The sequence below is a fragment of the Streptomyces sp. NBC_01166 genome (assembly GCF_045039765.1).
Taxonomy (GTDB): domain Bacteria; phylum Actinomycetota; class Actinomycetes; order Streptomycetales; family Streptomycetaceae; genus Streptomyces.
Window position 1 is genome coordinate 4,722,618 of the sequence record NZ_CP108613.1, and the last position, 23,656, is coordinate 4,746,273.

At 73.1% G+C, this 23,656-nt stretch carries 18 protein-coding genes; 5 read left to right on the forward strand and 13 right to left on the reverse strand.

What is annotated here, in order from left to right; translation table 11 throughout:
• Positions 1–1,758, reverse strand: a complete 1,758-nt coding sequence (locus OG379_RS21750; RefSeq protein WP_405664791.1) for a hypothetical protein — start codon at positions 1,756–1,758, stop codon at positions 1–3.
• A 772-nt stretch (positions 1,759–2,530) separates the two neighbouring features.
• Between OG379_RS21750 and OG379_RS21755 the strand changes: the two genes are divergently transcribed.
• Entirely contained in the window at positions 2,531–2,995 is a 465-nt protein-coding gene (locus OG379_RS21755; RefSeq protein ID WP_405664792.1) for a hypothetical protein, read from the forward strand.
• Positions 2,996–3,546: 551 nt separating this feature from the next.
• Here the strand turns inward: OG379_RS21755 and OG379_RS21760 are convergent.
• From OG379_RS21760 to OG379_RS21775, 4 genes are all read right to left on the reverse strand, one after another.
• Positions 3,547–3,705 carry a DUF6760 family protein gene (locus OG379_RS21760; RefSeq protein ID WP_393757426.1) on the reverse strand — a complete coding sequence of 53 codons (159 nt, stop codon included), beginning with the start codon at positions 3,703–3,705 and terminating at the stop codon, positions 3,547–3,549.
• Complete coding sequence (locus tag OG379_RS21765) at positions 3,702–4,199, reverse strand: hypothetical protein (RefSeq protein WP_405664793.1); 498 nt, start codon at positions 4,197–4,199, stop codon at positions 3,702–3,704. Before OG379_RS21765 ends, OG379_RS21760 begins: the two co-directional genes overlap by 4 nt.
• Complete coding sequence (locus tag OG379_RS21770) at positions 4,199–4,642, reverse strand: phage tail protein (protein WP_104787890.1); 444 nt, start codon at positions 4,640–4,642, stop codon at positions 4,199–4,201. Before OG379_RS21770 ends, OG379_RS21765 begins: the two co-directional genes overlap by 1 nt.
• Positions 4,643–4,708: 66 nt before the next feature.
• Complete coding sequence (locus OG379_RS21775; RefSeq protein ID WP_405664794.1) at positions 4,709–6,292, reverse strand: phage tail sheath subtilisin-like domain-containing protein; 1,584 nt, start codon at positions 6,290–6,292, stop codon at positions 4,709–4,711.
• A gap of 241 nt (positions 6,293–6,533) precedes the next feature.
• Between OG379_RS21775 and OG379_RS21780 the strand changes: the two genes are divergently transcribed.
• Both OG379_RS21780 and OG379_RS21785 read left to right on the forward strand, forming a co-directional pair.
• Entirely contained in the window at positions 6,534–8,075 is a 1,542-nt protein-coding gene (locus OG379_RS21780; RefSeq protein WP_405664795.1) for a DUF4157 domain-containing protein, read from the forward strand.
• A gap of 121 nt (positions 8,076–8,196) precedes the next feature.
• The gene (locus OG379_RS21785) at positions 8,197–9,600 is read left to right on the forward strand and encodes a hydrolase (protein ID WP_405664796.1); all 1,404 of its coding nucleotides are present in this window, start codon (positions 8,197–8,199) and stop codon (positions 9,598–9,600) included.
• Between the two features lie 30 nt (positions 9,601–9,630).
• Here the strand turns inward: OG379_RS21785 and OG379_RS21790 are convergent, their stop codons facing one another.
• The 3 genes from OG379_RS21790 to OG379_RS21800 all read right to left on the reverse strand — a co-directional run bounded on the left by OG379_RS21790 (position 9,631) and on the right by OG379_RS21800 (position 13,263).
• On the reverse strand, positions 9,631–11,766 hold the full coding sequence (locus OG379_RS21790; RefSeq protein WP_405664797.1) for an AAA family ATPase: 2,136 nt from the start codon (positions 11,764–11,766) through the stop codon (positions 9,631–9,633).
• Complete coding sequence (locus OG379_RS21795; protein ID WP_405664798.1) at positions 11,763–12,443, reverse strand: DUF4255 domain-containing protein; 681 nt, start codon at positions 12,441–12,443, stop codon at positions 11,763–11,765. Before OG379_RS21795 ends, OG379_RS21790 begins: the two co-directional genes overlap by 4 nt.
• 163 nt (positions 12,444–12,606) lie before the next feature.
• Positions 12,607–13,263: a LuxR C-terminal-related transcriptional regulator gene (locus OG379_RS21800; protein ID WP_393757441.1), complete on the reverse strand. Its 657-nt coding sequence runs from the start codon at positions 13,261–13,263 to the stop codon at positions 12,607–12,609.
• 358 nt (positions 13,264–13,621) lie between these two features.
• Here OG379_RS21800 and OG379_RS21805 point away from each other — a divergent pair, with 358 nt between their 5' ends.
• Entirely contained in the window at positions 13,622–16,372 is a 2,751-nt protein-coding gene (locus OG379_RS21805; protein WP_393757442.1) for a LuxR C-terminal-related transcriptional regulator, read from the forward strand.
• An 11-nt stretch (positions 16,373–16,383) separates the two neighbouring features.
• On the opposite strand, the gene OG379_RS21810 is transcribed toward OG379_RS21805, so the two are convergent.
• From OG379_RS21810 to OG379_RS21825, 4 genes are all read right to left on the reverse strand, one after another.
• A complete protein-coding gene (locus OG379_RS21810) occupies positions 16,384–17,271 on the reverse strand; it encodes a hypothetical protein (RefSeq protein WP_405664799.1) in 888 nt (295 codons plus the stop codon).
• A gap of 248 nt (positions 17,272–17,519) precedes the next feature.
• The gene (locus tag OG379_RS21815; RefSeq protein ID WP_393757446.1) at positions 17,520–18,440 is read right to left on the reverse strand and encodes an RNA polymerase sigma-70 factor; all 921 of its coding nucleotides are present in this window, start codon (positions 18,438–18,440) and stop codon (positions 17,520–17,522) included.
• Entirely contained in the window at positions 18,437–19,642 is a 1,206-nt protein-coding gene (locus OG379_RS21820; protein WP_393757448.1) for an NAD(P)/FAD-dependent oxidoreductase, read from the reverse strand. The genes OG379_RS21815 and OG379_RS21820 overlap by 4 nt, the downstream gene beginning before the upstream one ends.
• 155 nt (positions 19,643–19,797) lie before the next feature.
• Complete coding sequence (locus OG379_RS21825) at positions 19,798–22,053, reverse strand: hypothetical protein (protein WP_405664800.1); 2,256 nt, start codon at positions 22,051–22,053, stop codon at positions 19,798–19,800.
• 309 nt (positions 22,054–22,362) lie between these two features.
• On the opposite strand from OG379_RS21825, the gene OG379_RS21830 reads away from it, so the two are divergent.
• Complete coding sequence (locus OG379_RS21830) at positions 22,363–22,944, forward strand: hypothetical protein (protein ID WP_405664801.1); 582 nt, start codon at positions 22,363–22,365, stop codon at positions 22,942–22,944.
• 16 nt (positions 22,945–22,960) lie between these two features.
• On the opposite strand, the gene OG379_RS21835 is transcribed toward OG379_RS21830, so the two are convergent.
• The gene (locus OG379_RS21835) at positions 22,961–23,620 is read right to left on the reverse strand and encodes a TetR/AcrR family transcriptional regulator (RefSeq protein ID WP_393757454.1); all 660 of its coding nucleotides are present in this window, start codon (positions 23,618–23,620) and stop codon (positions 22,961–22,963) included.
• Between the last annotated feature and the right edge of the window lie 36 nt (positions 23,621–23,656).

A 23,656-nucleotide genomic window follows, 5' to 3' on the forward strand; every position in this document is an offset into this window, starting at 1 on the left:
TCAGTGACGGGGGTCGCGGAGCCTGCCGATCCGTTCGCGGTCCATCCGCAACTCGGTACGGATGAGGCGGGTGATGCGGCCGATGATCCGGTGCACGAGCTCGTCGAGCTGGAAGTCGGTGAGCTCGCGGGGGTCGAACCCGCCGGGCGGGACGGCCGCGTACTCGGGCGGCGGCTCCTGCTGCGAGGTCGTGGAACCCGGGGGCGGGGTGGAGCCGCCGGCGGGCGGGGAGTACGGGGGCGGCGAAGCCGCGGGCGGGCTGCCGGCGGGCCGTTCGTGGGCCGGGGGCGGGGTGGTGCGCTCACTCCGGTGCGGCCGGATACGGCTCAGGGTGGTGGCCACCGTGCCGGCGGCCGCGGAGGCGAGTGCGCCGATGGACGAACCGCCGCCGAGGCGCTGGACGGTGGGCTCCGAGGCACTGCCGCCGCTGGACTGTACGGGGCGGGAGGGCGTCGGGGGTGTCGCCGGCGGCGGGGTGAGGGGCGCGACGGGGAGCGGGGACGCGGCGGCGGCCCCGGGCGGTGTGAGGCCGCGCCTCGGTACGGCGGTGAGGGGGATGGCCCGGCGCTGGACGCGGGTGGGCGACGGGGGCGGGACGGCGGCCGGAGGCCGGGGGGTCTGAGGAGGCTCCGGGAGTGGGGGCGGAGGGGGCAGCGGGGCCTGGGTGCTCGGTGCGGGGACGGCCGGGGCCGTGGTGGTGGTCGGCGGGCTGACAGATGACGCAGGTGACGCCGGTGCGGTGGCGCGGGGGCCGACGGCCGGCGGGGTGGGAGGGGCGATGAGCGGGGCCGCGTCCGTGGGCGCCGAGGACATCGGGGCGCCGAGCGGGGTACGACGCCGGGTCGCGGCGGGGGGCGGCGTGGCCGTGGTGCGCTGGACCTGCTGCCCGACGGCGGCGGGAGCCACCGCGCGTCGGACCTGCTGCACGGGGGGCGCGGGTGCGGGGGAGCCTTGGGCCGACGAGGCCGGGGACGGCACGGTGGGAAGCGGATCGTGTGCGGGGGTCGGTGATTGCGGGGCCGTCCGCACGGGCGGCTGTGAGGCGGGTACGGGTGCGGGGGTCGTGGGAGGCGCGGATGCCGGTGCGGACGACATCGGGGCGCCGAGACCCGGGCGGGCCGACTTCGGTGCGTCGCCGCGCGGGCCGGTCGGCCGGTTGCTGCCCGTACCCGGCGGTGTGGTGCGTGGGAGGGACGAGACCGGGAGGGCGGCGGGGACGGTGGCCGTGGGCGGAGTGGGGGACGCCGGGCCACGGGTGTCGGACACCGCGCGCTGGACGGGCGCCGGGGAGGGCGAAGGGCCGCCGGGGGCGGCGCCGGTGGCCGGGCCACGGGTGTCCGACGCCGCGCGCTGGACGGGCGCCGGGGAGGGCGAAGGGCCGCCGGGGGCGGCGCCGGTGGCCGGGCCACGGGTGTCGGACACCGCGCGCTGGACGGGCGCCGGGGAGCCCGATGCCGGAGAAGTGGTGCGCCCGGCTCCGCCGTTGCCGGAGCCCGCTGTCGCGGACGGCCGGGCGGCAGGCGTGTCCGAGCCGGCGGCCGAGGGCCTCGGCTCGGTGCGCCGCACCGGGGGCTGCCCGTCCGCGCGTACGGTGCCGCCGCGCGGGGTGGGGGCAGCCGGACCGGCCGACCCGGCAGGTGCGGCAGGGGCCACCGGGCGGGCGCGGTCGCCGGTGGGCGGCTGGGTGCGGGGGCTGCCGGCGTCGGCGGTGCGCCGCTGCACAGCGGCCTTCGCGTCGCGCGGACCGGCGGAGGCCATGGGGGCGCTCGGGGCAGCCGGATCGCGGGGCGCGCTCGGGGGCGTCTCCGCCTGCGCGGGCGCGGTCCGGGGCGTGTTCGTCGGGCGGCCGAGGCCGCGCGGGGCGCTCTGCTCGGCCGGTGCCGTTCCCCCGGGGCCGGCGGGCCGTACGGGTGGGGAGGCTGCCCTGTCGCGGGGGCCACGGGGTGCCGAGCCCTCGGCCACGGCCCGCTGGACCGGGGCAGATGCCGGGGCGGGCCCGGCGGGGCCCGTGCCGGAAGCGCTGCGTGCGCCTTCCGTCCTGGAAGCGCCCGCCTCTGCTCCACCGCGCGAACCGGCACCGCGTGAACCGGCGTCGGGCGAGGCGGCACCGCGTGAACCGGCACCGCGTGAACCGGCACCGCGTGAACCGGCGTCGGGCGAGGCGGCACCACGTGACCCTCCACCCGTCGAACCCGCACCGGACGAAGCGGCGCGGGGCGTTTCGGCACCGCGCGTCCCCGTGGTCACGCCGTCGCCGGGGCGGCCCTGTGCGGTGTCACGCGGGGCCGCCGCGCGCTGCACGGCGGCGCCACCGGTCGGCGTACGCCCGGCGGTGCCCTGCGGCGAGGGCGAGGGCGAAGGGGCGGGCGAGGGCGAAGGCGAAGGAGAGGACGAAGGAGAGGACGAGGGCGAGGGCGAGGGCGTGGCGCGGGGGGAGCCGGTCGCGCCGACTCCCCCTCGGTCACCTTCAGTTGATGTCGCGGCTCCGGGCGCACGCTGCGTGCTCCCCGGGGCCGAAGGCTCTCGCCGCGTGGCCGGCAGGACCCGCCGCTGCACGGCCGGGGCCTTCGTCAGGGGCCGGGCCCGCGACGGGGCGGGCGGGACCGGCGCCACGCGGACACCGGGCGCCGGGGCGGGGGCGCTCCTGGGACCCGGGCTCCGGACCGCCCGTACGGGTGCGGGTGAGCCGCCGGAAGGCGCCGATGCCTCAGCGGCGGCTGCCCGCCGGCCCGGCGCGGGGGTCGCGTCCGCACGGGGCGCGCTCCCCGCTGCGGTCGGTGCGGCGACAGCCGCGCCCCGGTCACCGACAGCCGGAGGCGCCGCCGCCGGAGACACCGGCAGGGAAGCGGGAGTTGACGCCGATGGACTGCCCAGGGACCGCGTCTGCACGGCCGGAACGGCAGCCGTCGGCGCGGGTGCCGAGGAGGCCGGTGGAGCAGCGGGCCGCGCAGCCGCAGGACGTCCGGCCGCGCGCGCAGGACCCCCGGTCCTCTGAGACGCAGGCGCCGGTGCAGGCGCCGAGGCCGGCCCCGACGCAGGTTCCGGCCGTGCCGACGGTGCCGGCCGTGCCGAAGGCAGTGCCCGTAGCGGCACCGCCGGCGCACGCTGCACCACCGGCTCTGCCGCACCTGTCGCCAGCGGCAGTACGCCCGAGCGCCCTTCGAGCCCCGCCACCGGGTGGGCCGAGCGGGTCAGCGCGCCCGAGAGGAGGTTGTCCGGCGCCGTGTTCATGACGCCGAGCGACGGCGCCCCGGTGAACGACGGGTTCTGCCACGTCGGCAGCCGCCCGCCGAACCCGGCGTCCGCGACCACCGACCGCCCGGCGCCCATGGCCCGCTGGATCGGCGGCAGGCCGGACCAGGACGCGACGGCCGTCGGCACCGACCCGGAGCCGGAGCCGGACACCGACCCCGGGTCGGCCCCCTGGCCGGACCCGGTCGAGTCGGCAGGTCCGGTGGGCCCGGTGGGTCCGGCCCCGGCGGGTGCGGTGTGTTGTGCGTCTGCGCGAGCCTCACGGCCCCGCATCCGGTCCAGGAACCCCACGTCTCAGCCCTCCGCCCCGGCGCGCGTCACGAAGGACGCGATCTGGTCCGCGTACAGCCTGCGGTCGTGGTGTTCCAGGTCCAGGATCGCGTCGAGGCTCCAGTGGAAGTGATAGGCGACGTACGCGATCTCCTCATGCAGCCGGTCGGTCGCGTACGTCACGATTCCCCCAGGCGGCTCCCGCCGAGTTCCACCTCGAAGGGCTCGGAACAGTGCGGGCACGCCACCGCCGCCCGGGTGTGGCCCTCGGCGTTGATCTGCCGGTAGAAGTCCTGGAGGAACGCGAGGTCGGAGGCGAACATGTTCTCCACCGTCCCGTCGTGCACCATCGACAGCGTGCCGAGCCGGGTGATGACCCGGCCGAGCAGCACCACCGACAGATACGCGGGGTTCTCCTGGACCCGGACGTCCCGCAGGGGGATCAGCTCGTCCCGGGCCGTGGACAGGCGCATCACGCCGTCCCTGTGCACGGTGCCCGCCTCGTCGACGTAACCGCGCGGCAGCTCGAAGGGGAACTCCGTCTGCAGCCGCTGCGGCACGGGAGCGGGGGCGGGGGCCGGGGCCGGAGCAGGCGTCTGCTCCGGCCCCGCCACGGCCTCGGGCGCCGGTACGTCCGCGATCGGGCCCGCGCCGGCCCTGGCCGTAGTACGCCGCATTACTCGATGACCAGTTCTTCGAAGACGATGGTCACGGTCTCCGTCAGCGCCGAGGCCTCACCGGCCTTCAGGGCGCTGGCGTCGATCTTGCTGCACCAGGCGTTGCGCATGTTGTAACGCTTCGTCGGGTTGTTCTGGTAGTCCATCACGATGATGGAGGCGTTCTTGCGCGCCGTGGACATCTGACCGGCGATCGAGTCGTTGATCCACGTCGTGAACGACGCCGACGGGGTCATACCCCGGACCACCGTGCACTGCCCGTCCTTCTGCGTGCCCGGCATGAGGCTTACCTCAGGCTTGCCCTGCGCGGAGTTGGAAAGGTGCTTGATGACGTCCTGCTCGATGGTGAGGCCGTTGACCTCAGCGAGGTACTCGACCATGACGCCGTCGATCTGGAGGCCGAAGTTATGTGAGGTGAACGCGTCACCCGGGCCGATACTCATCTGTTTCCCGTCCTACCGAAAGTTCTTGTCGATTGCGTGCGATGGCTGATGGCGCAGGCCGGGGACCTACTCCTCCAGCTCGCCGTTGCCGCTGGAGAACTGGGCCAGCCGGAAGATCACGAACTCGGCGGGCTTGACCGGGGAGATGCCGATCTCGCAGATCACGCGACCGACGTCGACCGACTCCGGAGGGTTGGTCTCCTCGTCGCACTTGACGTAGAAGGCCTCCTCGGGACGCGAGCCGAAGAGGGCGCCGCTGCGCCACTCGTTGACCAGGAACGCCGATACGTTGCGCCGGATGCGGGCCCACAGGTTCGTGTCGTTCGGCTCGAACACCACCCACTGGGTGCCGATCAGGATCGACTCCTCCAGGTAGTTGAAGTACCGGCGCACGTTCAGGTAGCGCCAGGCCGGGTCCGAGGACATGGTGCGGGCGCCCCAGACGCGGACACCGCGGCCGGGGAAGGCGCGGATGCAGTTGACGCCGATGGGGTTGAGCAGGTCCTGCTCACCGCGGGTGATCTGGATCTCCAGGTCGACCGCGCCGCGTACGACCTCGTTGGCGGGCGCCTTGTGCACGCCGCGCTCGAAGTCGTTGCGCGCCCAGATGCCGGAGACGTGGCCGCTCGGCGGGACCAGCCGTGACTGGCCGGACGCCGGGTCGAAGACCTTGATCCAGGGGTAGTACAGGGCCGCGTACTTGGAGTCGTAGCCGGCGGTCTCCTGGCGCCAGACCCTGATCTCGCGGGCGTTCAGGCTCGGCGGCGGGTCGATGACCGCGACGCGGTCGCCCATCAGCTCGCAGTGCGCGATCAGACCGAGCTGGACCGCCTTGACGGCCTCCAGGTCGATCGCTCCGCGCTGGTAGGCGGACATCAGGTCGGGGACGGCGACCATGGAGATCTCGTCCACGGCTTCCAGGCCGCCGAAGCCGGTGCGGTCCGCGGAGTCACCGAGGTACTGGGCGGGCCCGGGGTGGGCGGAGGTGTCCGCCGCGGGGACGGCCGGGGCGGCGGCGGTCGGTGCCGCGAGCGCCACGGTCTGGTTCTCGGGCCGTGCGAGCTGCGCGGCGGGCACGGCCTCCTGCACGGTGATGAGCTTGGAGCGCTCCTTGACCTGCGTGACGACGTAGTTGCGGCCGCTCTTCTTGGCGGTCACGTCGAAGGTCTCGGCGGTCTTCTCGCCGTCCTTGACGACCAGCTTGAAGCGCTCGGCCGGGCCCTCGCCCTCGGGGTCGGCGACCTCGACGGTCAGCGGGCCGCTCTGGCCGGGCGCGAGCGCCGTCACCGTGAAGGTGCCCAGCTGCTGCGGCTCACCCGTCGGCAGCGCGGCCGGGGTCCTGGAGCCGGTCACGGCGGCGGGGGCGGCGTCGGACGCGCCCTCTGCCGAACCGCCGACCCGCACGACGTAGGCGGCGCTGCCGCCGTTGTTGAAGAAGCCGTAGACGGAGTGCGCCAGGTAGTACCCGTCGGTGAAGTCACCGAACGCCGCGACGTACTGCGTCCAGTTGGTCACCAGGGTGGGTTCGTTCAGGGGCCCGGTCGACGCGAGGCCGACAAAGGCCGCAACCGAAGTGCCCACACCCTCGATCGGGCGCGAGCCGCTGGCCACCTCCTCGACGTATACGCCGGGCGACAGGTAGGACGGCATGCTCTGCTCTCCTCGGGGTACGAGACAGGACGGCTTTCACCTTCACGCGCGAAGCGCGTCTCCCGAAACGTCCTGCGGGGCCCGATCGGGGGCACCCCTCTTGCCCACAAGGGCACTTCTGTGCAATGCGCCCCCCTGTGGGTGACCACGTTGCCCGCAAGGCTGCCCTCGCGGACCTGTCCGGGGCCGGGGCGGGCGGGTAGAGCTGGGGGGTCAGCTTTCCGGTTCCGAAGGGAGCGTCGTGCGCGCACACGAAACACCGGCCCCGCAGCCCGGGGACCGGAGCAGACCTCGCGGCGCCGGTACGCCGAGCGCGCAGGCCGGCCGGATGCTGGCCCTCCAGCGCATGGCGGGGAACGCGGCCGTGTCGCGCGCCATCGAGGAGGAGCGGCACGCGCACGGGCCCGGGTGCGGCCACGGTGAGGCGGCGCCGTCCGGAGAGCAGTCGGCCGTCCAGCGGAGGGTGTCGGTGCAGGAGGCGATCTCCTCGCCGGGCAGCCGGCCGGAGCCCCGCATCCTCGACAGGGCCCAGCAGGCGTACGGGATGAGCTTCGACCACGTCCGGCTGCACACCGGCCCGGTCGCGCAGCGTTCGGCGATGGAGTTCAACGCCGTTGCCTACACAACGGGTTCGGACATCGTCAGTCAGAAGCCGCACCTGGACGACGAGACGATCTTCCACGAGCTGGACCACGTCCGTCAGCAGACGATGGGGCCGGTGGCGGGGACGGACAACGGTGCGGGGGCCAAGGTCTCGCACCAGGACGACCCCTTCGAGAAGCAGTCCGCCGCCAACGGCCGGAAGATGGCCCAGGGGGGTGCCCCGGACCTCTCACTGCCGGGCTCGTCCGCGCCGGTGCAGCGCGCGGTGGACTCTGCGGGGACGGACACGCACGACGTCCAGCGGGTCACCTCCGCCCCCGAGAAGGACACCGCCGCCAAATACCAGCAGACGAAGCCGTCCGCCGCCGAGGACCGGGACGTGACCCTGCGTGCGCTGGACCGGATGTCCCGTGTCGCTCTGAAGACCATCGTCGGCACGAACGCGGACTACAAGAACAAGAGCGGCAACCCCGAGCGCGGCAAGGGGAAGATCACTCCTCACCTGGCCGTGTCGCTCCTGCCCGACGGGGCGCTGGCCATCGCGGGGAACACCGGCGACAAGCGGGTCACCGACAGGGACAAGGACGTCGTCGGGAAAGAGCTCCAGAAGTACGTCAACGGGGACCCTGAGATGCAGCACGCCAGGGAGAAGGACCGGACGAAGCTCAAGGCCCTGACGTCGGGCGACTACGCCAAGAAGCACGGCGACGACCCCGGGCTGCTCGCTGTCGACGCCGCCCTGCGCAAGCCCATCCAGTGGTACGCGGTCGGCGGCACCGAGTCCGACAAGAGCTCGCAGCACGGTGAGATGACCGTGCTGGGACAGCACGTCGCCCACTGGGTGGCGAACCCGAAGGACTCGGGCGACCCGGAGAAGGTCATGATGGGAGGCGTCAAGAAGGCTTGCCGCAGCTGCCAGTGGGCCTTCGACGCGGTCAACCAGTACATCGGCCGGCCCAACGGGTACGAGGTCGAGGCATCCGGCACCCACAACCAGTTCTTCCCCGGCTGGCGGATGCCGGAGTGGATGAAGGGTTATCCCGAGGTTGTGGCGGCGATACAGACGCAAGCCGCCGCATCCGGCGCGAAGCTGGAGAACGGGGTTCTCGAGGGGACGATGTCGGAGAGGACCGTGGGACACGATCCGGACTCCTCGGGCTCCGAGTGGGACAACGCGTAGCGGTACGGAGCCCGGACCGGACGCCGGGCGGGCCGGGCGGGCGCACCGGGGGAGCCCTGAGGGCACCCGGTGTGCCCCTGAGGCCCCTGACTCCCGTCAAGTCCCCGCCTAGCGTGGGCCCGTGAGCCTGTGGACTTCTCTCGAACCCCTCTCCACCACCGTCGACCCCGGCAGCAGCACCACCGTGCGGCTACGGCTTCGCAACACCGGCGATGTGGTGGACGAATATCGCTTCGAACCGATCGGCGGCCTCGCCCCCTGGACCATCGTGGAGCCGCAGACGCTCCGCCTGTACCCCGGCACCACCGGCTCGGTGGAGTTGACGTTCGCTCCGCCGCGCACGCCGGACGCCACCGCCGGACCGAATCCGTACGCCGTACGGATCACGCCGACCGAGCATCCCGAGGCGGTGACCGTCCCGGAGGGCAACCTCACCATCACCCCCTTCACGGAGGTGAGGGCCGAGCTGGTGCCGCCGGTCGTCAAGGGCCGCTTCCGAGGCCGGCCCCGGCTCGCGGTCGACAACCTCGGCAACACCAAGGTCACCGCCTCGCTCAGCGGCAGTGACTCCGGCGACCGGCTGTCGTACGACATCCAGCCGAGCAACGTCCAGATCGAGCCTGGCCGGGCCGCGTTCGTCAGGACGACGCTGAAGCCGAGGCAGATCATCTGGTTCGGGTCGAAGGAGGAGCAGCCCTACGCGCTGGCCCTGCGGCGCTCCGGTGCCAAGAGCGTGGACGTGGACGGCACTTACGTCCAGCGGGGGTTCCTGCCGGGATGGCTGGCCACCGTGCTCGGTCTGCTCCTGACGCTGACCATCGCGTTCGTGGTGATCTGGCTGGCGTACAAGCCTCAGGTGCGGAGCATGGCGACGGAGAGGAGCTCGGAGACCGTCAGCGCCATCCCGCCGCCCAAGGAGAGCGCCGCGCCCACGTCCGCGCCGCCCACCCCGGAGCCGGAGAAGACCCCCGAGACCGAGACCGTGACCGAGAGCCCCGAAGGCGACGGCGACGGCGGGGGCGGGGGCGGCGGTGGTTCGGAGACGGAGAAGCCGCCGGAGCGGACAGCGGCGGTCGCCGTGCACGAGATCGCCAAGCTCAGCGGGGGCCGTCACATCTGCTACCGCGCCTACGTCGCCGACCACGGCTGGCAGGAGCCGGTGTGCGACGGCGAGGACGCCGGGATGGTCGGCAAGGGGCTGCCCATCAAGGCCCTCAACATCGCGGTGTCCAAGACCGGGGGTGTCCGGGGCGCGTCCGCCTACGTGGTCGAGGGCTGGCGGAAGGGCGATAAGTGGCAGCAGCAGAGCACCGGCAAGGACATGTACCTCGGTAGCACCAAGGAGTCGTACTCCGCCTTGCAGGGGTTCACCATCGGGGTACTCGAAGGCACCGTCTGCCTCAGGACCAGTGTGGGCGGCAAGGGGTGGGGCGGCCGCGTCTGCACCAAGCCCGCGGACTGGGTCTACGGCGGGAGCGACATGAAGCTGAAACTCCAGCTCGAAGCCGTCAGGTTCGTCGTGTGACGCGGACGGCCCCGGCCGGCCGGGGCGGACTCACCAGTTCGCCTCGCCCGGCACCAGCCTGCCTGCCTTGCGGTACTCGCGGCGGGCGCCCTCCAGCAGGTCGCCCGCTCCGACCGGCTCGTCCCGACCGGCGGCGAGGTAGGCGGCGGTGACCACCGCGCTGCGGATCGACCCGCCGGCCAGCTCGAAGTCCTGGGCCAGGGGCGTGGCGTCGATGTCCTCGGCCGACGGGACGTGCGCCAGGCCGTGATGCCACAGCGCCAGCCGCTGGCCGGCGTCCGGGAACGGGAAGTCGACCACCAGGTCCAGACGCCGGGTGAACGCCTCGTCGATGTTGGACCGCAGGTTGGTGGTGAGCAGGGCGATGCCGTCGAAGGACTCCAGCCGCTGCAGGAGGTAGGAGCTCTCCATGTTGGCGTACCGGTCGTGGGAGTCCTTGACCTCGGAGCGTTTCCCGAAGACGGCGTCGGCCTCGTCGAAGAGGAGCACGGCGTCCGTGCTGTCGGCCTCGGTGAAGATCCGTTCGAGGTTCTTCTCGGTCTCGCCGATGTACTTGTCCACGATCGAGGACAGCTGGACCACGTAGAGGTCGAGGCCCAGATCGGCCGAGACCACCTCCGCCGCCAGGGTCTTCCCGGTGCCGGACTCGCCCGCGAACATGCCGACGACGCCACGGCCGCGCCCACCGCCCGCGCTGAGCCGCCAGTCGCCGAGGACCCGGTCGCGGTGGCGGGCGCGCAGGGCGAGTTCGCGCAGCTGCGTGAGGGGCTGGTCGGGGAGGACGAGGTCCCCCCAGCCCACGGCGGGCCGGATCCGGCGGGCGTGCTGTTCGAGGCCCGACGCCGACTGCTGCCGCGCCGCGAGCCGGATGTGCTCGGCGGTGAGCGGTGTCCCGTCGAAGCCGGCGAGTGACAGGGCGGCACGGGCCGCACGCCCGATGCGCTCGCCGCCGAGGTGGTACGGCGCCACGGTGGCGGTCAGGTCGAGGTGGCCGGCGTCGGGGCCCAGAGCGGCCTGCCAGACGGCGGCGCCGCCGGCCGGTCGCCGTGGCGCCTCCAGGACGAGCGGGTCGTCCGGGGACCAGTGCGGGTCGTACGGGCGTGGGTCGGCCAGCAGCACGGTCACGTCCGTGGCCCGGGTCAGCGCTTCGACCAGCGGGCCCGGCCGGCCGGGCAGGCCGGACACCACGATCGCCCGGCCGCTGAGGCGTGCTTCGCGCAGCAGCGCGCGCACGCTGTCGTCAGTGCCGGCTGCCGAGGCGCCGGAAGAGGTGCCGGAAGAGGTGCCGGGGGCGTCCGAGGGGTGGGCGTGGCCGGAAGGGTCCGGGGGACCGGAGTGGCCCGTGTAGCGCAGCGCGTCGACGCCCGCCGTGTGCAGGGCGGACGCGAGGGCGGCCAGGCCGTCACCCTCCCGGTGTTCCCGCAGGTAGACGGCGAGCGGACCGTCGTGCAGCCGGGCTGCCAGCTGTCGGCCGAAGGTCTCGTCCTGCTCGGCTGCGGACAGCGGGTCAGGCATGGGCTGCAGCCGGCCGAGCAGCGCGGCGTCCGGGGTGTCGTCACCCAGCAGGTGTGCGGCCACCCGGTCCGGAACCCGCAACGAGCGCGAGAGGAAGGGGCGTTCGGGCTCCTCGACCTCCAGCAGCCCGAGGGCGAGCAGCGGCGCCGTCGGATGGAAGCGCGCGCGTCCGTCCGGCAGATGGGCGGGCAGCCCGCACAGTTCGAGGGCGAGGCCCACCGTGGCGCGGCGCCGGCTCACGTCGTCGTTGAGGTAGCCGTAGAGCGGCTCGAAGGTGCGGTCGAGGTCCGGCGCGAGCGCGATGAGCAGGACGGCCGCGTCCCACTCGGTCAGCCGCAGCCGGGCGGCGGTCCTGGCCAGCCGGTCGTCGGCGTCGTCCGGCTGTCCGGCCCGCGTCTCCGGCGGGAGGGAGCCGTCCGGGTCCGTGGCGGGCCAGGTGTTCAGCAGGTGGAGCACGGCCTCGTCGGAGAGGTACAGGCCGCGCAGCGGGTCGCCCGCCGTCGGGTCGGTGGCGGAACGCCGTTCGACCAGCGTGGTCACCGCCTGCCGCAGTCCGGCCAGCCGGGCGAGCAGCGGGTGGGAGGGATCGCGGGGCCGGGTGTCCGGGATGTCGCCGTGCAGCGCCTCGGCGGGCGGGTGCGGGGCGTTCATCGCTTCTCCGCGCGGCGGGCCGCCGCCGCCTCCTCGTGGGCGGCGCGGGCCGCCGCCACCTGGTGCGGCCGGTGGGAGCGCCCCGAGGGCTGGGAGGCGCCGCCCTCCAGGTCGCGTACGCGGATCGTCGCGCCCTCGGTGACCGGGGGCCCGGCGTCGTATTCGGGGAAGGCCGGGAAGGGCGCGGTGACCACCAGGTCCAGGGAGGGCTTGAGCTCGCCGCCCAGCGCGGACCAGATCTCGGCGAAGGAGCGCGACTCCGCCTGGAGGCCGGCCACCGTCAGCGGAATCGTCAGGCCGAGCCGCCCCAGCGAGCCGGGGAGTTCCTCGGGGGCCAGCAGCTCCCGGGGCAGCAGCGTCGCCAGCACGGCGGACAGCAGCCGGTGTTCGTCCTGCGGGGTCTTCGTCCAAGCCGTCACCAGGTACGAGAGCCGGAACCAGCGCGGCGGCTGGCTGCGGCGCACCACTATGTTCCGTTCGTCGCGCACCGAGGTGTGGCCGCGCTGCCGCCGGGTCACGTCCTCGCGGATGTCGTACAAGTAGGTGTTGACCACGGGGGCATTGCGCCGGGCCGCCCAGTCACGGGTGGGCGCCTCGAAGGACACCTCGATGCCGGAACCCGCCAACGCGCCGCCGCTGAGCAGGCGTTTGAGGACCTCGTCCACCTCGTGGATCACTCTTGCCGCTCCTGCCCTGCCGTGGTGCCTGCCGTACGTCCGGCGCCGCTCGGCACCGTATGCCACCGATCGTGCCCTGTGTGCCGCCGGGGCCCCAGGCACGCCGGGGACGGCCGACGGACAGCGGTCCTGCCCGGCGGCCCGCCCGGGATTGCCCCAACGGTCAGATGTAGCCCTCCCGGAGGGCATGGGCGACGGCGTGCGCGCGGTTACGCAGATGGAGACGGGTGGTGAGCCCGTGCATCACGTTCTTGACGGTGCGTTCGGAATAGGACAGCTTTCCGGCGATCTCACCGGTGTCGAGACCCTCGGCGACGAGCCGCAGCACATCCACCTCACGGGGGGTCAGGCCCAGGGACGGGCTGCCCTGCCGTCCGGAGCCGCCCCGGTGCAGGGTCCCCACCTGGTTGATGAGCCGGCCGAGCAGGTCCGCGGGCAGGTCGCCCTCGCCGCGGGCTGCGGCCAGCACCGCCTGCACCAGACGGTGGGCGGTGGCCTCGCGCCGCCACACGATGGCCCCGACGCCGCACTCGATGACATCCAGCAGTTCGTTCTCGCGGATCGTGTCCACGACGAGCACGGCACGCGCACCCTCGCTGCGCACGACCCGGCGCAGCCGGGTGAGGGCCGTCTCGTCCAGGGTGTCCTCGATCAGCAGGGCCACCGTGCCGGGGCGGGACTCCTCGCGCAGTTCGACCTCCGGGTGCCGGCGCAGCTGGCTGACGGCACCTTCGCGGCTGATCGGGTCGGGGGCGGTCACGGACACGGGCACCCGGCTTCCCAGCGCGGTGTCCGAGGTGGTCCGGGGTGAGCTGAGCAACCGTTTTCCTCTGTTCACAGATCCGCCGGGCGTGAGCGCCGTCGGCGGAAGGACCTGAGCCACACTTCTGCGAATCCCGTGGAACGGGCAATCGTGGACCACCACGACGCGGACCACGAGAGAAGCGCGCCGGTCACCCGCAGGCCCCGCCAGGAATCCGTATCACCGCAGGTCAACACGGTTGCGTACGCAGCGTGTCGGCCTGCGGGGGCTATGCACATCAAGGCCGTGAGCCTCGACACACCAGGGGCAGAGAAGGGGGCAGAAAATCTGCCCTGTGGGTCATATCACGCCACCTGGGCTCGCGCCGGTCACTCTCACACAGCGACGGCGCGCACCATCTTCTCAGGAGGCCTGGATGATCAATGTGCTGCGCGAACGCGACGACGCACACGCACTGTTGGCGGCCGGGACCGAGCGCGCCCTCCGTGGCGTGGGCGGCCTCGTCCTGCTGCGCGGTGCGACCGGCACCGGCCGCACCGCCGTGCTGGAGGCCGCGGCCGCGCATGCCGCGGAGCGCGGACTGTGCGTGCTGCGTGCGCGGTGTTCCCCCGAGGACGACGGCATGCCCCTCTCGACCGTGGGGCGTCTTCTCGGCCACGTTCCGGAGTACGCGGGCATGCCGTCCTCCGATTACCACCGCAGAGCGGCCCGGTTGTGGGAGCTGCTGCGCTCTCTGGCGGCGCAGTCGCCCTTGCTGCTGGCCGTGGACGACGTCCATCTGGCCGACCGTTCCTCGCGCCGCTGGCTCGCCGAGGCCGCCGGCCACCTGGACCGGATGCCGGTCCTGATGGTGGCGACCGAGCGCAGCCAGTACGACATCGACCCGCAGTCCGCCGGTCTCACCCACGCGCTCTCCGCCTCCTTCGTCCGCACGCACACCCTGTCCCCGCTCACCGACGAGGCGTCGGCGGAGATGCTCGAAGCCCTGCTCCCCGGGGCGGACCCGGAGTGGACGGCGGAGTGCGTACGGGCCTCGGCGGGCCATCCGCTGCTGCTGCTCGCCCTGCTCGACGACCTGCGCGGCACCCCGCCGCTCCCGCTTCCGGACTCCTGCGCCGCCCTGTACCCGGGGGCGTATCCCGCGGCCGTCGCCTGGTGGCTGGACAGCGCCGGGACGGCGACCGCCGACGTGGCCCGCGCCCTCGCCGCCCTGGAGGAGGTGGGGACGCCGGACCCCGCCGACGATCCGCCCGCCCTGCTCGCCGAGGCGACCGGGGCCGATCCCGCCCGGGTCGCCGGCTGGCTCACCGCGATGACCCGGCTCGGACTGCTGCGCCTCGGCCCCGACGGGCAGCCCCGCTACGCCCATCCGCTGCTGCGGGACGCGGTGCTCACCGGCTGGCCGACACCGCGACGGCAGGAGGTGCACCGGGCGGCCGCGGAAGCGCTGCTGTCCCGGGGCGGACGGGTCGAGGCGGTCGCCCGGCATCTGCTCCGCGCCCCCGTCGTCGGCAAGCCGTGGGCGTTACGCGTCCTGCGGGACGCGGTGACGGTGGCCGTCGACGCCACGCGGGCCGACGACGCCGTCGGCTATCTGCGCCGGGCGCTCGACGAACCGCTGTCCGACGCCCGCAGGCAGCGCCTGCTGACCGAACTGGGTTCCCTGGAATACCACTCGGCGGACGCCGGGGCCGCGATCTCGCGGCTGGCGGAGGCCCTGCACCTGGAGGGCGAGCCCCGCGACCGGGTGCACACGGCGATCGCCCTCGGCACCGCGCTCGCCGGCCAGGGCGAGGTCCGTACGGCGATGGGGATGCTGCGCCGGACCGAGGCCGGACTGTCGGGACACCCCGGACTGGCCCGCACCGTGCAGACCGCCACGGCGATCCTGTCCGACCAGGACCAGGTGCAGCGGCAGGAGGCGTACGGATGGCTGGGCGAGAGGGCGGCGCGCTCCCCGGAGCTGGTCGGCACCGCAGGACAGGCCCTGCTCGTGCGGTACGCGGCGACGGCCGGGCTCGTCTCGGCACAGGACGCGATGAGACAGGTGCACGCCCTGCTGGCCGAGCCCGCGGACCCGTCCGCGGAGCCCTTCCTGCTGGGCACCGCCGCGGCCGTGGCCCAGTGGGCGGACGAACTCGACGAGGCGGAAAGGCTCGTGGAGCGCGGCCTGGCCCTGCAGAGCTGCTCCCTGCTGCACCCGATGCACCGCGCCCTGGTCAACACCCGGGCCGACATCGCCGCCGCCCGGGGTGACCAGGCCGCGCTGCTCGCCGCCGCCGCGGATCCGCGCCGGATACCGGCCGACGCGGGGCCGGGCAACATCGACGCCCATGTGCTGATGGCGCTCGTGCACGCCGACCGCACCGATGAGGCACAGCGGCTCGCCGCGGGGTTCGACCTGCGCCGGGCGCCGGACTCCTGGGAGCTGAACCGTTTCCTGTATGCCCGGGGCGTGCTGCGGGCCGCCGTGGGCGACTCGGCGGGAGCGCTCCACGACTGGCTGGAGTGCGGCAGGCGCCAGCTGGCGCGCGAGGTGGTCAGCCCGGTCGTCACGCCGTGGCGGACGGCGGTCGCCGAGTGCGGCCCGGGGCCGGGAGCGGGGGAGGCCGTGGAGCTGGCGGAGGAGGAGTTACGGCTCGCCGAGGTGTGGAACACCCCGCGCACGGTCGGCCGCGCCCTGCGGGTGCTGGGCACCGTGACCGGTGGACGACGCGGCCTGGAACTGGCCGGGGAAGCGGTACTGATCTTACGCGGCGCGGCGGCCGACACGGACATGGAGCTGATCCCGGCGCTGCTCGCGCAGGGCCGCCAGCTCATGGCCGCAGGGGAGCGCTCCCGTGCCCGCGACTGCCTGCGCGAGGCCGCGGAACGGGCGGAACGCAAGGGTGCCGTACGGCTCCAGGCCCTGGCCGCCCGGGCGCTGCGCGAGGGAGGCGCCCGCCATCACTCCTCCTCCCGCACCGGGTCCGCCGCCCTGACGGCGAGTGAACGGCGCGTCGCCGAACTGGCCGCGGACGGACGGACCAACACGGAGATCGCCGGGCTGCTGCACCTGGCCCGGCGCACGGTGGAGACCCACCTCACCCACGCCTACCGCAAGCTGCGGATACGGCGCAGGTCCGAGCTCACGGCCGCGCTGGGGACGCGCGGCGAGGAGGCCTGAGCGTCGCGCGTTCAGCAACGGCCGCGCGCCCAGGACGTCCTGTCCGAGCGGGGGACGAGACCCGCCCGCACCGAGGCCATCCGCTCCTGGACCCCGCCGGTGGACACGGCGCCGGGAGGACCCGTCGGCACGTGTGCCGCCTCGCCCCGGCACGGTGCGCAGAGTCCGCCCGCCAGCGCTTCGGGGCTCCCCGGCGCACGGCACTCGCCGCATTCCAGCGTGAGCAGTGAGGTCCGCCGCTCCGGGACCGGCCGGTGCGGGGGCAGCTTGTCGGTGAGCCGCCTGCGGAGGAGCGAGGCCGCGTGATGGACCGGCACGGGAAGCCCGTCGGTGAGGGCGTGCAGCAGCTCCGCCTCCGTGGCACCCCGCTCGAACCACTCGCTGACCTGCGGCTCCAGGCTCGCGCACTCGGCCGCCGACAGGCTCAGCGCGGGAGCCGTGCGCCCCAGGGCGGCCAGCAGGACGAACGCGCGTGTGCGGGTGGGCTGTTGCCTTTCCTGCGGTACGTCGCCCCGGATGAACGCCGCCCACCATTCGTCGTCGCGCGCGGTCCGGGAGAAGAACGTCCGGGTCACCCAGAGCATGACCTCGTCGGTGGCGAGGCACTCCCTGCCCCGGCGCAGATGCCCGGCGGCCTGGAGCCTGTTGAGCGCGGTCCGCAGGGCGCACTGTCCGTACGGAAGCACCTTGGCGAGCGTCTTCACGGAGATGTCGGAGCCGTCCGGCAGCCGGTCGATGTAGGCGGCGACGGCGGCCTCACGGGGCGCCAGATGCGAGAAGTCGCGCTCGTCGCGCGGGCGCTGGTCCGGGGCGGAACGCTTGCCGTAGCCGGGGTTCGCCATCGGGTGCGGGGTCACGTACGGGGTGCGGGGGGCAGCACTAAGCTGGTTGACAGCCATCAGATCGGGTTCCAGTTCAGTCGATCTCGTTGGTCAGACCCCTGTCAGGTGTTGGCGCACCGACGGGGGTCGTCTGTTGTTCGGCACGCTAGAGCGTGGCGACGGTCCGTTGCAAGTCGGTCACATCCGGTCAACTTCGCAGGCGGGGAGGGTGGGTGGGCGGGGAGGAGACCCACCATCCATTCCCTGGAAAGAGCGCTCGGGGCCCAAGGCTTGAGCCTCGGGCCCGCGAGCGGGCCGCCACGTCCTCACCGCGTCCGGAGGGGATGCGGTGCGCCCGAGCCGACCGCCCGCAGCTTGTCGGGGTTGGCGACGTTGTGGATCGTCGAGATGCGCCCGTCCTCGTCGAAGTCGAAGGTGACCGTGGCGATCACGCGGCCCGCCCCGCTGAAGACCAGGCCCGGACCGCCGTTGATCTCGACGAGTTCGGCCTTCATGTCGGCGGGCTCGACGCCCTGGTAGGTGACGGTCCCGATGGCTGCGAACCAGGCTGCCACCGTGGACGCGCCCACGACCGGGCGCAGGGCCTGGCGGACCTTGCCGCCGCCGTCCGTCCACAGCGTGACGTCCGGGGACAGCAGCTCCATCAGGGAGTTCATGTCCCCGCCGGTCGCGGCGGTGAAGAACCGTTCCGTGGCGTCGCGCTGCTTCGACCGGTCCGCCGTGAAGCGCGGGCGCCGGGCCCGGACGTGTTCGCGGGCGCGGTGCGCGGCCTGCCGTACCGAGGCTTCGGACCGCTCCACCGCCTCCGCGATCTCGGCATGGCTGAAGTCGAAGACCTCCTTCAGCACGAACACCGCACGCTCCAGCGGGCTCAGCGTCTCCAGCACCACCAGCATCGCCATCGACACCGACTCGGCGTCCATGACGGTGTCGGCGGTGTCCGCGCTGGTCAGGATGGGCTCCGGGAGCCACGGCCCGACATAGACCTCGCGCTTGTGCCGGGTGGAGCGCAGCCGGTCCATCGCCAGGTTCGACACGATCCGCGCCAGGTAGGCCTTGGGGTCGGCCACCTGGGAGCGGTCGGCGGCCGACCACTTGATCCAGGCGTCCTGCACCGCGTCCTCGGCGTCGGCCGCCGTGCCGAGGATGCGGTAGGCCACCGAGAACAGCAGATTGCGGTACAGGTCGAAGGCGTCCTGGCCGGTGTCGGGCGCCGTCCGGGTCATCGGGCACCCCGGATCCGGGTGAAGCGGCCGCCACGGGGCCAGAACGCGCCCGACGCGGGCATCTTCTTCATGCGGACGTAGGTCGCCCAGGGGGATGCGGTCACGGTCTCCTTATACCTGGCGGCCGAACGGCCTGTCAGGTACATCCTCCGCGGGCTGTCGTCGGGCCGGGTGAACTGCACGACGGCGTCGTGCCGGCCGAGGCTGACCGGCGTGTGGTAGTAGCCGAAGCGGAAGGGCTTGGGCCGCTTTCCCCGCAGGGTGCGGACGACCGACACCGCCGCGTGCACGCCGGTCGGCATCCCGCTCTGGCAGGTGCCGTGCATGACGCCGTACCCCTGGCGGACGGCGGCCGCGTCGCCCACGGCGTACACGTCCGGGTGGGACGTGGACCGCAGTGTGGTGTCCGTGACGATACGTCCGCGCTCGTCGACCTCCAGGCCGGCGGCGGCGGCCAGCGGTGACACCCGCGTGCCGCTGGTCCACAGGACGAGGTCGGCCGGGACGCTCTCCCCGCCCGCCAGTTCGACCGAGTCCGGCAGCACCTTCACCACCTCGGCCCCGCTGCGGACCCGGACGGTCAGGCGGTCCAGCGCGGACCGCACGTACGCCCCGGCCTTCGGGTTCATCAGCGCACCGGGTTCGTCGCGGCCCAGCAGCACGACGTCCAGTCCGGGGTGCTGCTCGGCGATCTCCGCGGCCGACTCGACGCCCGTCAGCCCGCTGCCGCCGACGACCACCGTGCCCCTGTCGAGCCGGGCCAGTCGGTGGGCCACCGCCTCGGCGTCCTGCGGGCTGTTCAGGGTGTACGCGTACTCCTCGACGCCCGGCACCGCCGCGGTGTCGGCCACGCTGCCCAGCCCGTACACGAGCGTGTCGTAGTGCAGGACCCGGTCGTCGTCGATCCGTACGGTCCTCGCGTCCGCGTCCACCGCCGTGACCCAGCCGCGCACGAACTGCGCGCCCGTGCCGTCGAGCAGCTCCGGGATGCTCAGCTCGTCGAGCTGCTGCCCCGTCGCGGTCATGTGCAGCCGCAGCCGCTCGGTGAAGTGGTCCTGCGCGTTGACCAGGGTGACGCGTACGTCCTTCTGCCGCTTGACCCGGGCCGCCAGCTGGATGGCCGCTGCCATGCCCGCGTACCCGGCGCCCAGGATCAGGACGTGGTGGGGGGCCGGCCGGTCCGTCTCGTGCTGTGTGTTCATCGCTTCCGCCTTCTTCCGCCGTTTGCTGGTGACCTCGGGACGGAAGTTGCGGGCCCGACTGTGACGCGACTTGAATGTGACCTGCATCACATGCGACGTGAAGGGCCCCACCCAGCCTCGGGTGGGGCCCTTCCGGTCGTCCGCTGTGCCGTGGGCTACTCCTGGGCAGCCTTACGGCGGCGCATCCACCACATCAGGGCGCCGCCCGCGACCGCGAGAGCGGCGGCGACGCCTGCGATGAGGCCGACGGGGGTGTCGGAACCGGTGCCGGCGAGGTCGCCGCCCGGGTCCTTCCCGCCGGCCGGCGGGGTCGGCTTGCCGGTGTCACCGGGGCCGGGAGTGGTGGGGTCCGGGGCCGGGGACGACGGGGGGTCGGTCGGCTTGCCGGTGCCCGTCGGGGTCGGCGTCGGGGTGGGCGTGGTGTCGCCCTCGTCGTTGCGGCCCGCACTGTTGCCGCCGAGGAGGAGCAGGTCATCGGTGCGGGTGTCGTTGGTGACGGTCTTGACCGACGTCCTGGTCTGGCGGGGCCGGTAGGGGTGTTCGACGCGGAACTCGGCCTGGGAGACGTTCCGCTTCGGCTGCTTGGAGAAGTCGACGCCGCCTACGCCCTGGTTGTAGACCTTGCCGCCGTAACGGAGCTCGAACCACTCCACGCCGTCGCGGATGCTCTTCATGTACCGGTCCCAGACGCCCTCGCGGGTCCACTCCTGGTTCGGCGCGCGCAGCGGCCACGCGGAGGCGTCGTCGCTGTTGATGATCTTCCGGTAGTCGGTGGGCTTCTGCGCGTCCTGCTGCCGGATGTATTCGGCGGCGACGCGGGCGGTGTAGACGGCGCGCAGGTCGGCGTAGGTCGCGTCCTTGTTGATGCGCTCCTCGACGACGGGCATGACGTTGGTGCTGATGCTGCGCTCGATGGCCGTCTTCTCGGCGTCGGACAGGTCCTTGCACTCGGTGCTGCCGGGCACCGTGTAGTCGACGTCGAGCCACTGGACGTCCACCTTCAGGGGCGCGTCCAGGATGTAGATCCCGCCGTCCTGCTGGCGGACCTTCGCCGTCTCGGGGCTGATCCACATGCGCACGCCGGGGAAGCACGGGATTCCGTCACGGCGCGGTGCGGTGTCCCAGTACCGCTTGGCCCCGGCGTGCTTGTCGGGGTTCACGGCTTCGGCGAAGTCGTGCTTCATCTCCAGGTCGGCCTCCAGCAGGACACGGCCGGCGTCGGTCTTGCCGAACTTGGTGTCCATGACCTTGCCGGGCTGGTCCGGGTTCAGATTGACCCAGAACTTGTCCGGAGTGAGGGCCAGCCAGGTGAAGAACGAATCGGAGATCAACTGGGCGCGGGTCTTGCCGCCCCAGCCCATCTCCTGGCCTTCGGGGGCCTCGTTCGCTGCGAACGAGTAGTCCAGACCCTGGCCCTTGACGGGCTTTCCGACGTACTGGAGGTCCATCGTGGTGAAGTCGACGCCGCCCGGGCCCTTCATGCCACGGTCCATGCTGGGGATCTTCCCGATCCGCTCCAGCCGCTTCTTCATGTCCTCGGGGGTGGGGGCGGACCTGTTGATGAGGTCGTTGCCGCCGCCACGCGAGCCGGTGGAGGTGCCGGGCTTGGCGTTCATGTAGGGGTCGACGCGGCGGGTGGGCGCGTTCTGGGTCCCCTTGGGAGCGTTCTCGACGGCGTCCGACCGGTAGTAGACCTTCTTCACCCGGTCCGGCGCGATCTTCCGCATCGCCTCGTCGTGGTTCTTGGCGCCGCCCTTCGGCTCCTGACCGTAGGCGTAGGTCAGGCTCTTGCCCTTGTGGGCGGGGTCCTTGAGCATGGCGATGTCTTTGGGGCGCTGCGTGCGGTCGGGCTTGTTGTTCGACTTGCCCTCGACGACCTCCTCGGTGCGCGTGTTGTACGCGTCCAGGCGCCTCACGTAGGTCTTCTTGGTGTCGGGGTCGTAGACCTCGATCTCTTTCTCGCAGATCCAGTCCGGCCCGACGAGGCCGCGGTCGTGGACGAGCTTCGCCATGTAGGCACGGCCGCGCGGGTCGTGCCCGCCCTGGGGGATGTAGAAGTCGTCCCGGTAGTCGGTGAAGGAGGCGTTCTTCCACCGGCTGGTGTCCTTGGCCCGCTTCCAGTAGGCCCAGACGCGGCGCTTGTCGCCCTTCTTGTAGTCGTCGGGGTCGTCGCTGATGCCGTCCAGCTCCGCCTGGGTGGGTTCCCTCAGCCCGTCCCACTGCTTCTGCCCGTTGACATAGTCGAACTCGTCCCAGTCGGCCTTGTTGCGCTCGAAGCCGTCGTCGGGCATGGAGCCCTCCACGACATCGGCGAAGTCGTAGAGATCGCTGAACATCTCGTCGCAGCGCTTGCCGGGCTTGAGGGCCTTCGGCGCCGCCTCCGCCGCCGTCAGCGACGGCAGACCGGTCATGGTCAAGGCCCCGGCACAGGCCGCGGCTATCGCAGTTCTCGCCCACCAGCTTCGCCGGCGGGCACGGATCGCTTGTGTCACGCGAAACCCCCAGGGGGCCCAGATCAGCACAGTGCTCCACGCGGCACCACGGGCCCCCGTGGTCGATCGGTGCCGCCCGAGCGACCGCTCACACTAGGGACTCAACTGGCCCTTGGCACGGGGTATTTGGCGTGGCGTGGCCGTCAACTCCGCTGTTCCACCGGAACGTCACACTCCGCACACACGGCCGCGCGGCCGTCTCGCGGTGAGGGACTAGGCTCGCGCCCCATGGAATGGACAGACCCCCGCGACATGGATCCCGAGGAGCACGCCGCCTACCTGCGCGAGGAGAAGCAGGCCGAGGAGGAGGCAGCCCACAACCCGGCCCTGACGGCGTGGCTCGACGCCCAGAAGCAGGCGTTCGAGACGTGGAAGCGGCACCGGGAGGAGTGGGGGCCGTGGGACTTCACCGTCGACTCCCTGGTCCGGCTGGAGGCGATGGTCCGCGCCGCGTACGCGAGCCCGGACCGGGCACGCGAGAAGGCCGGCGAGGCGGAGATCACGGTGGCCGCCTGGTATCTCGGCGAGGTCCACAACCGGGCCTTCGGCACCGGGTGGCGCCTCACCCCCGGCGGCAGCGGTCTGCCGAAGCCCCGCATCACTCCGCCGTGGGACCGCCGGGACGAGTTCTACTTCACGGACCCCGAACACATAGAGGAGGACGCCCGGCCGGTGTACACGCCGACCGACGTCATCTGCTCCCTGCCCGCACGGCCGCCGGAGCGGGGGCTGCTGCACCGGATCGACACCCGGTGGGAGGTCCCCACCTCATGTGACGACCCGGACTGCCGCTACCACCGGAACGGCTGAGACGACGCCCGGCCCACTATCGGCCGGTGTGCGGCGAGTTCGGGATGTCGCCCAGTCCCAGGGACGCGGGCGGCGGCAGGGGTGCCGCCCGGTCGGCCCGGAATGCCTGGAGCAGATAGGCGGCCAGACGCCGGGAGGCTGCGGCCGCCTCCTCGCCCGAGCCGACCGCGACCCCGCAGTTGGCGAGCAGCAGCAGGGTGATGTCGCTCGGGTCGAAGTCCTGGCGCAGCCCGCCCGCGTCCTTGGCCCGTCGGACCAGCAGGGCCAGACGTTCCTCGGCGCGGGTGCGTTCGAGCGCGAAGTCCGCCTGGCCGGGGAACTCCGCGAGGAACGCCTGCGTGAACCCCCGGTCCACCGCCTGCATCAGACAGACCTGCTCGATCACCGTGCAGAACCCGCGCCAGGGGTCCGGGTCCGCCAGCCCTTCGTCGAGGACGGACACACAGTGGGTGAGCTCCTCCGCGAACGCCTCCGTCACGAGCGCGTCGCGGGTGGGGAACCGCCGGTACAGCGTGGCGACCCCCACCCCGGCCCGCCGGGCGACCGCCGCCACGGGGACGTCGATGCCCTGCGCGGCGAAGGCCTCGCGCGCCGCCCGGAGGATCCGCTCCCGGTTCTCCCGGGCATCGGCGCGCAGGCCTTCACGGACCGGTTTGTGAGAGGTCTGATCAGGCATGTTTCTCACTTTAGGCCAAGTGGAGGGGGCCATCCA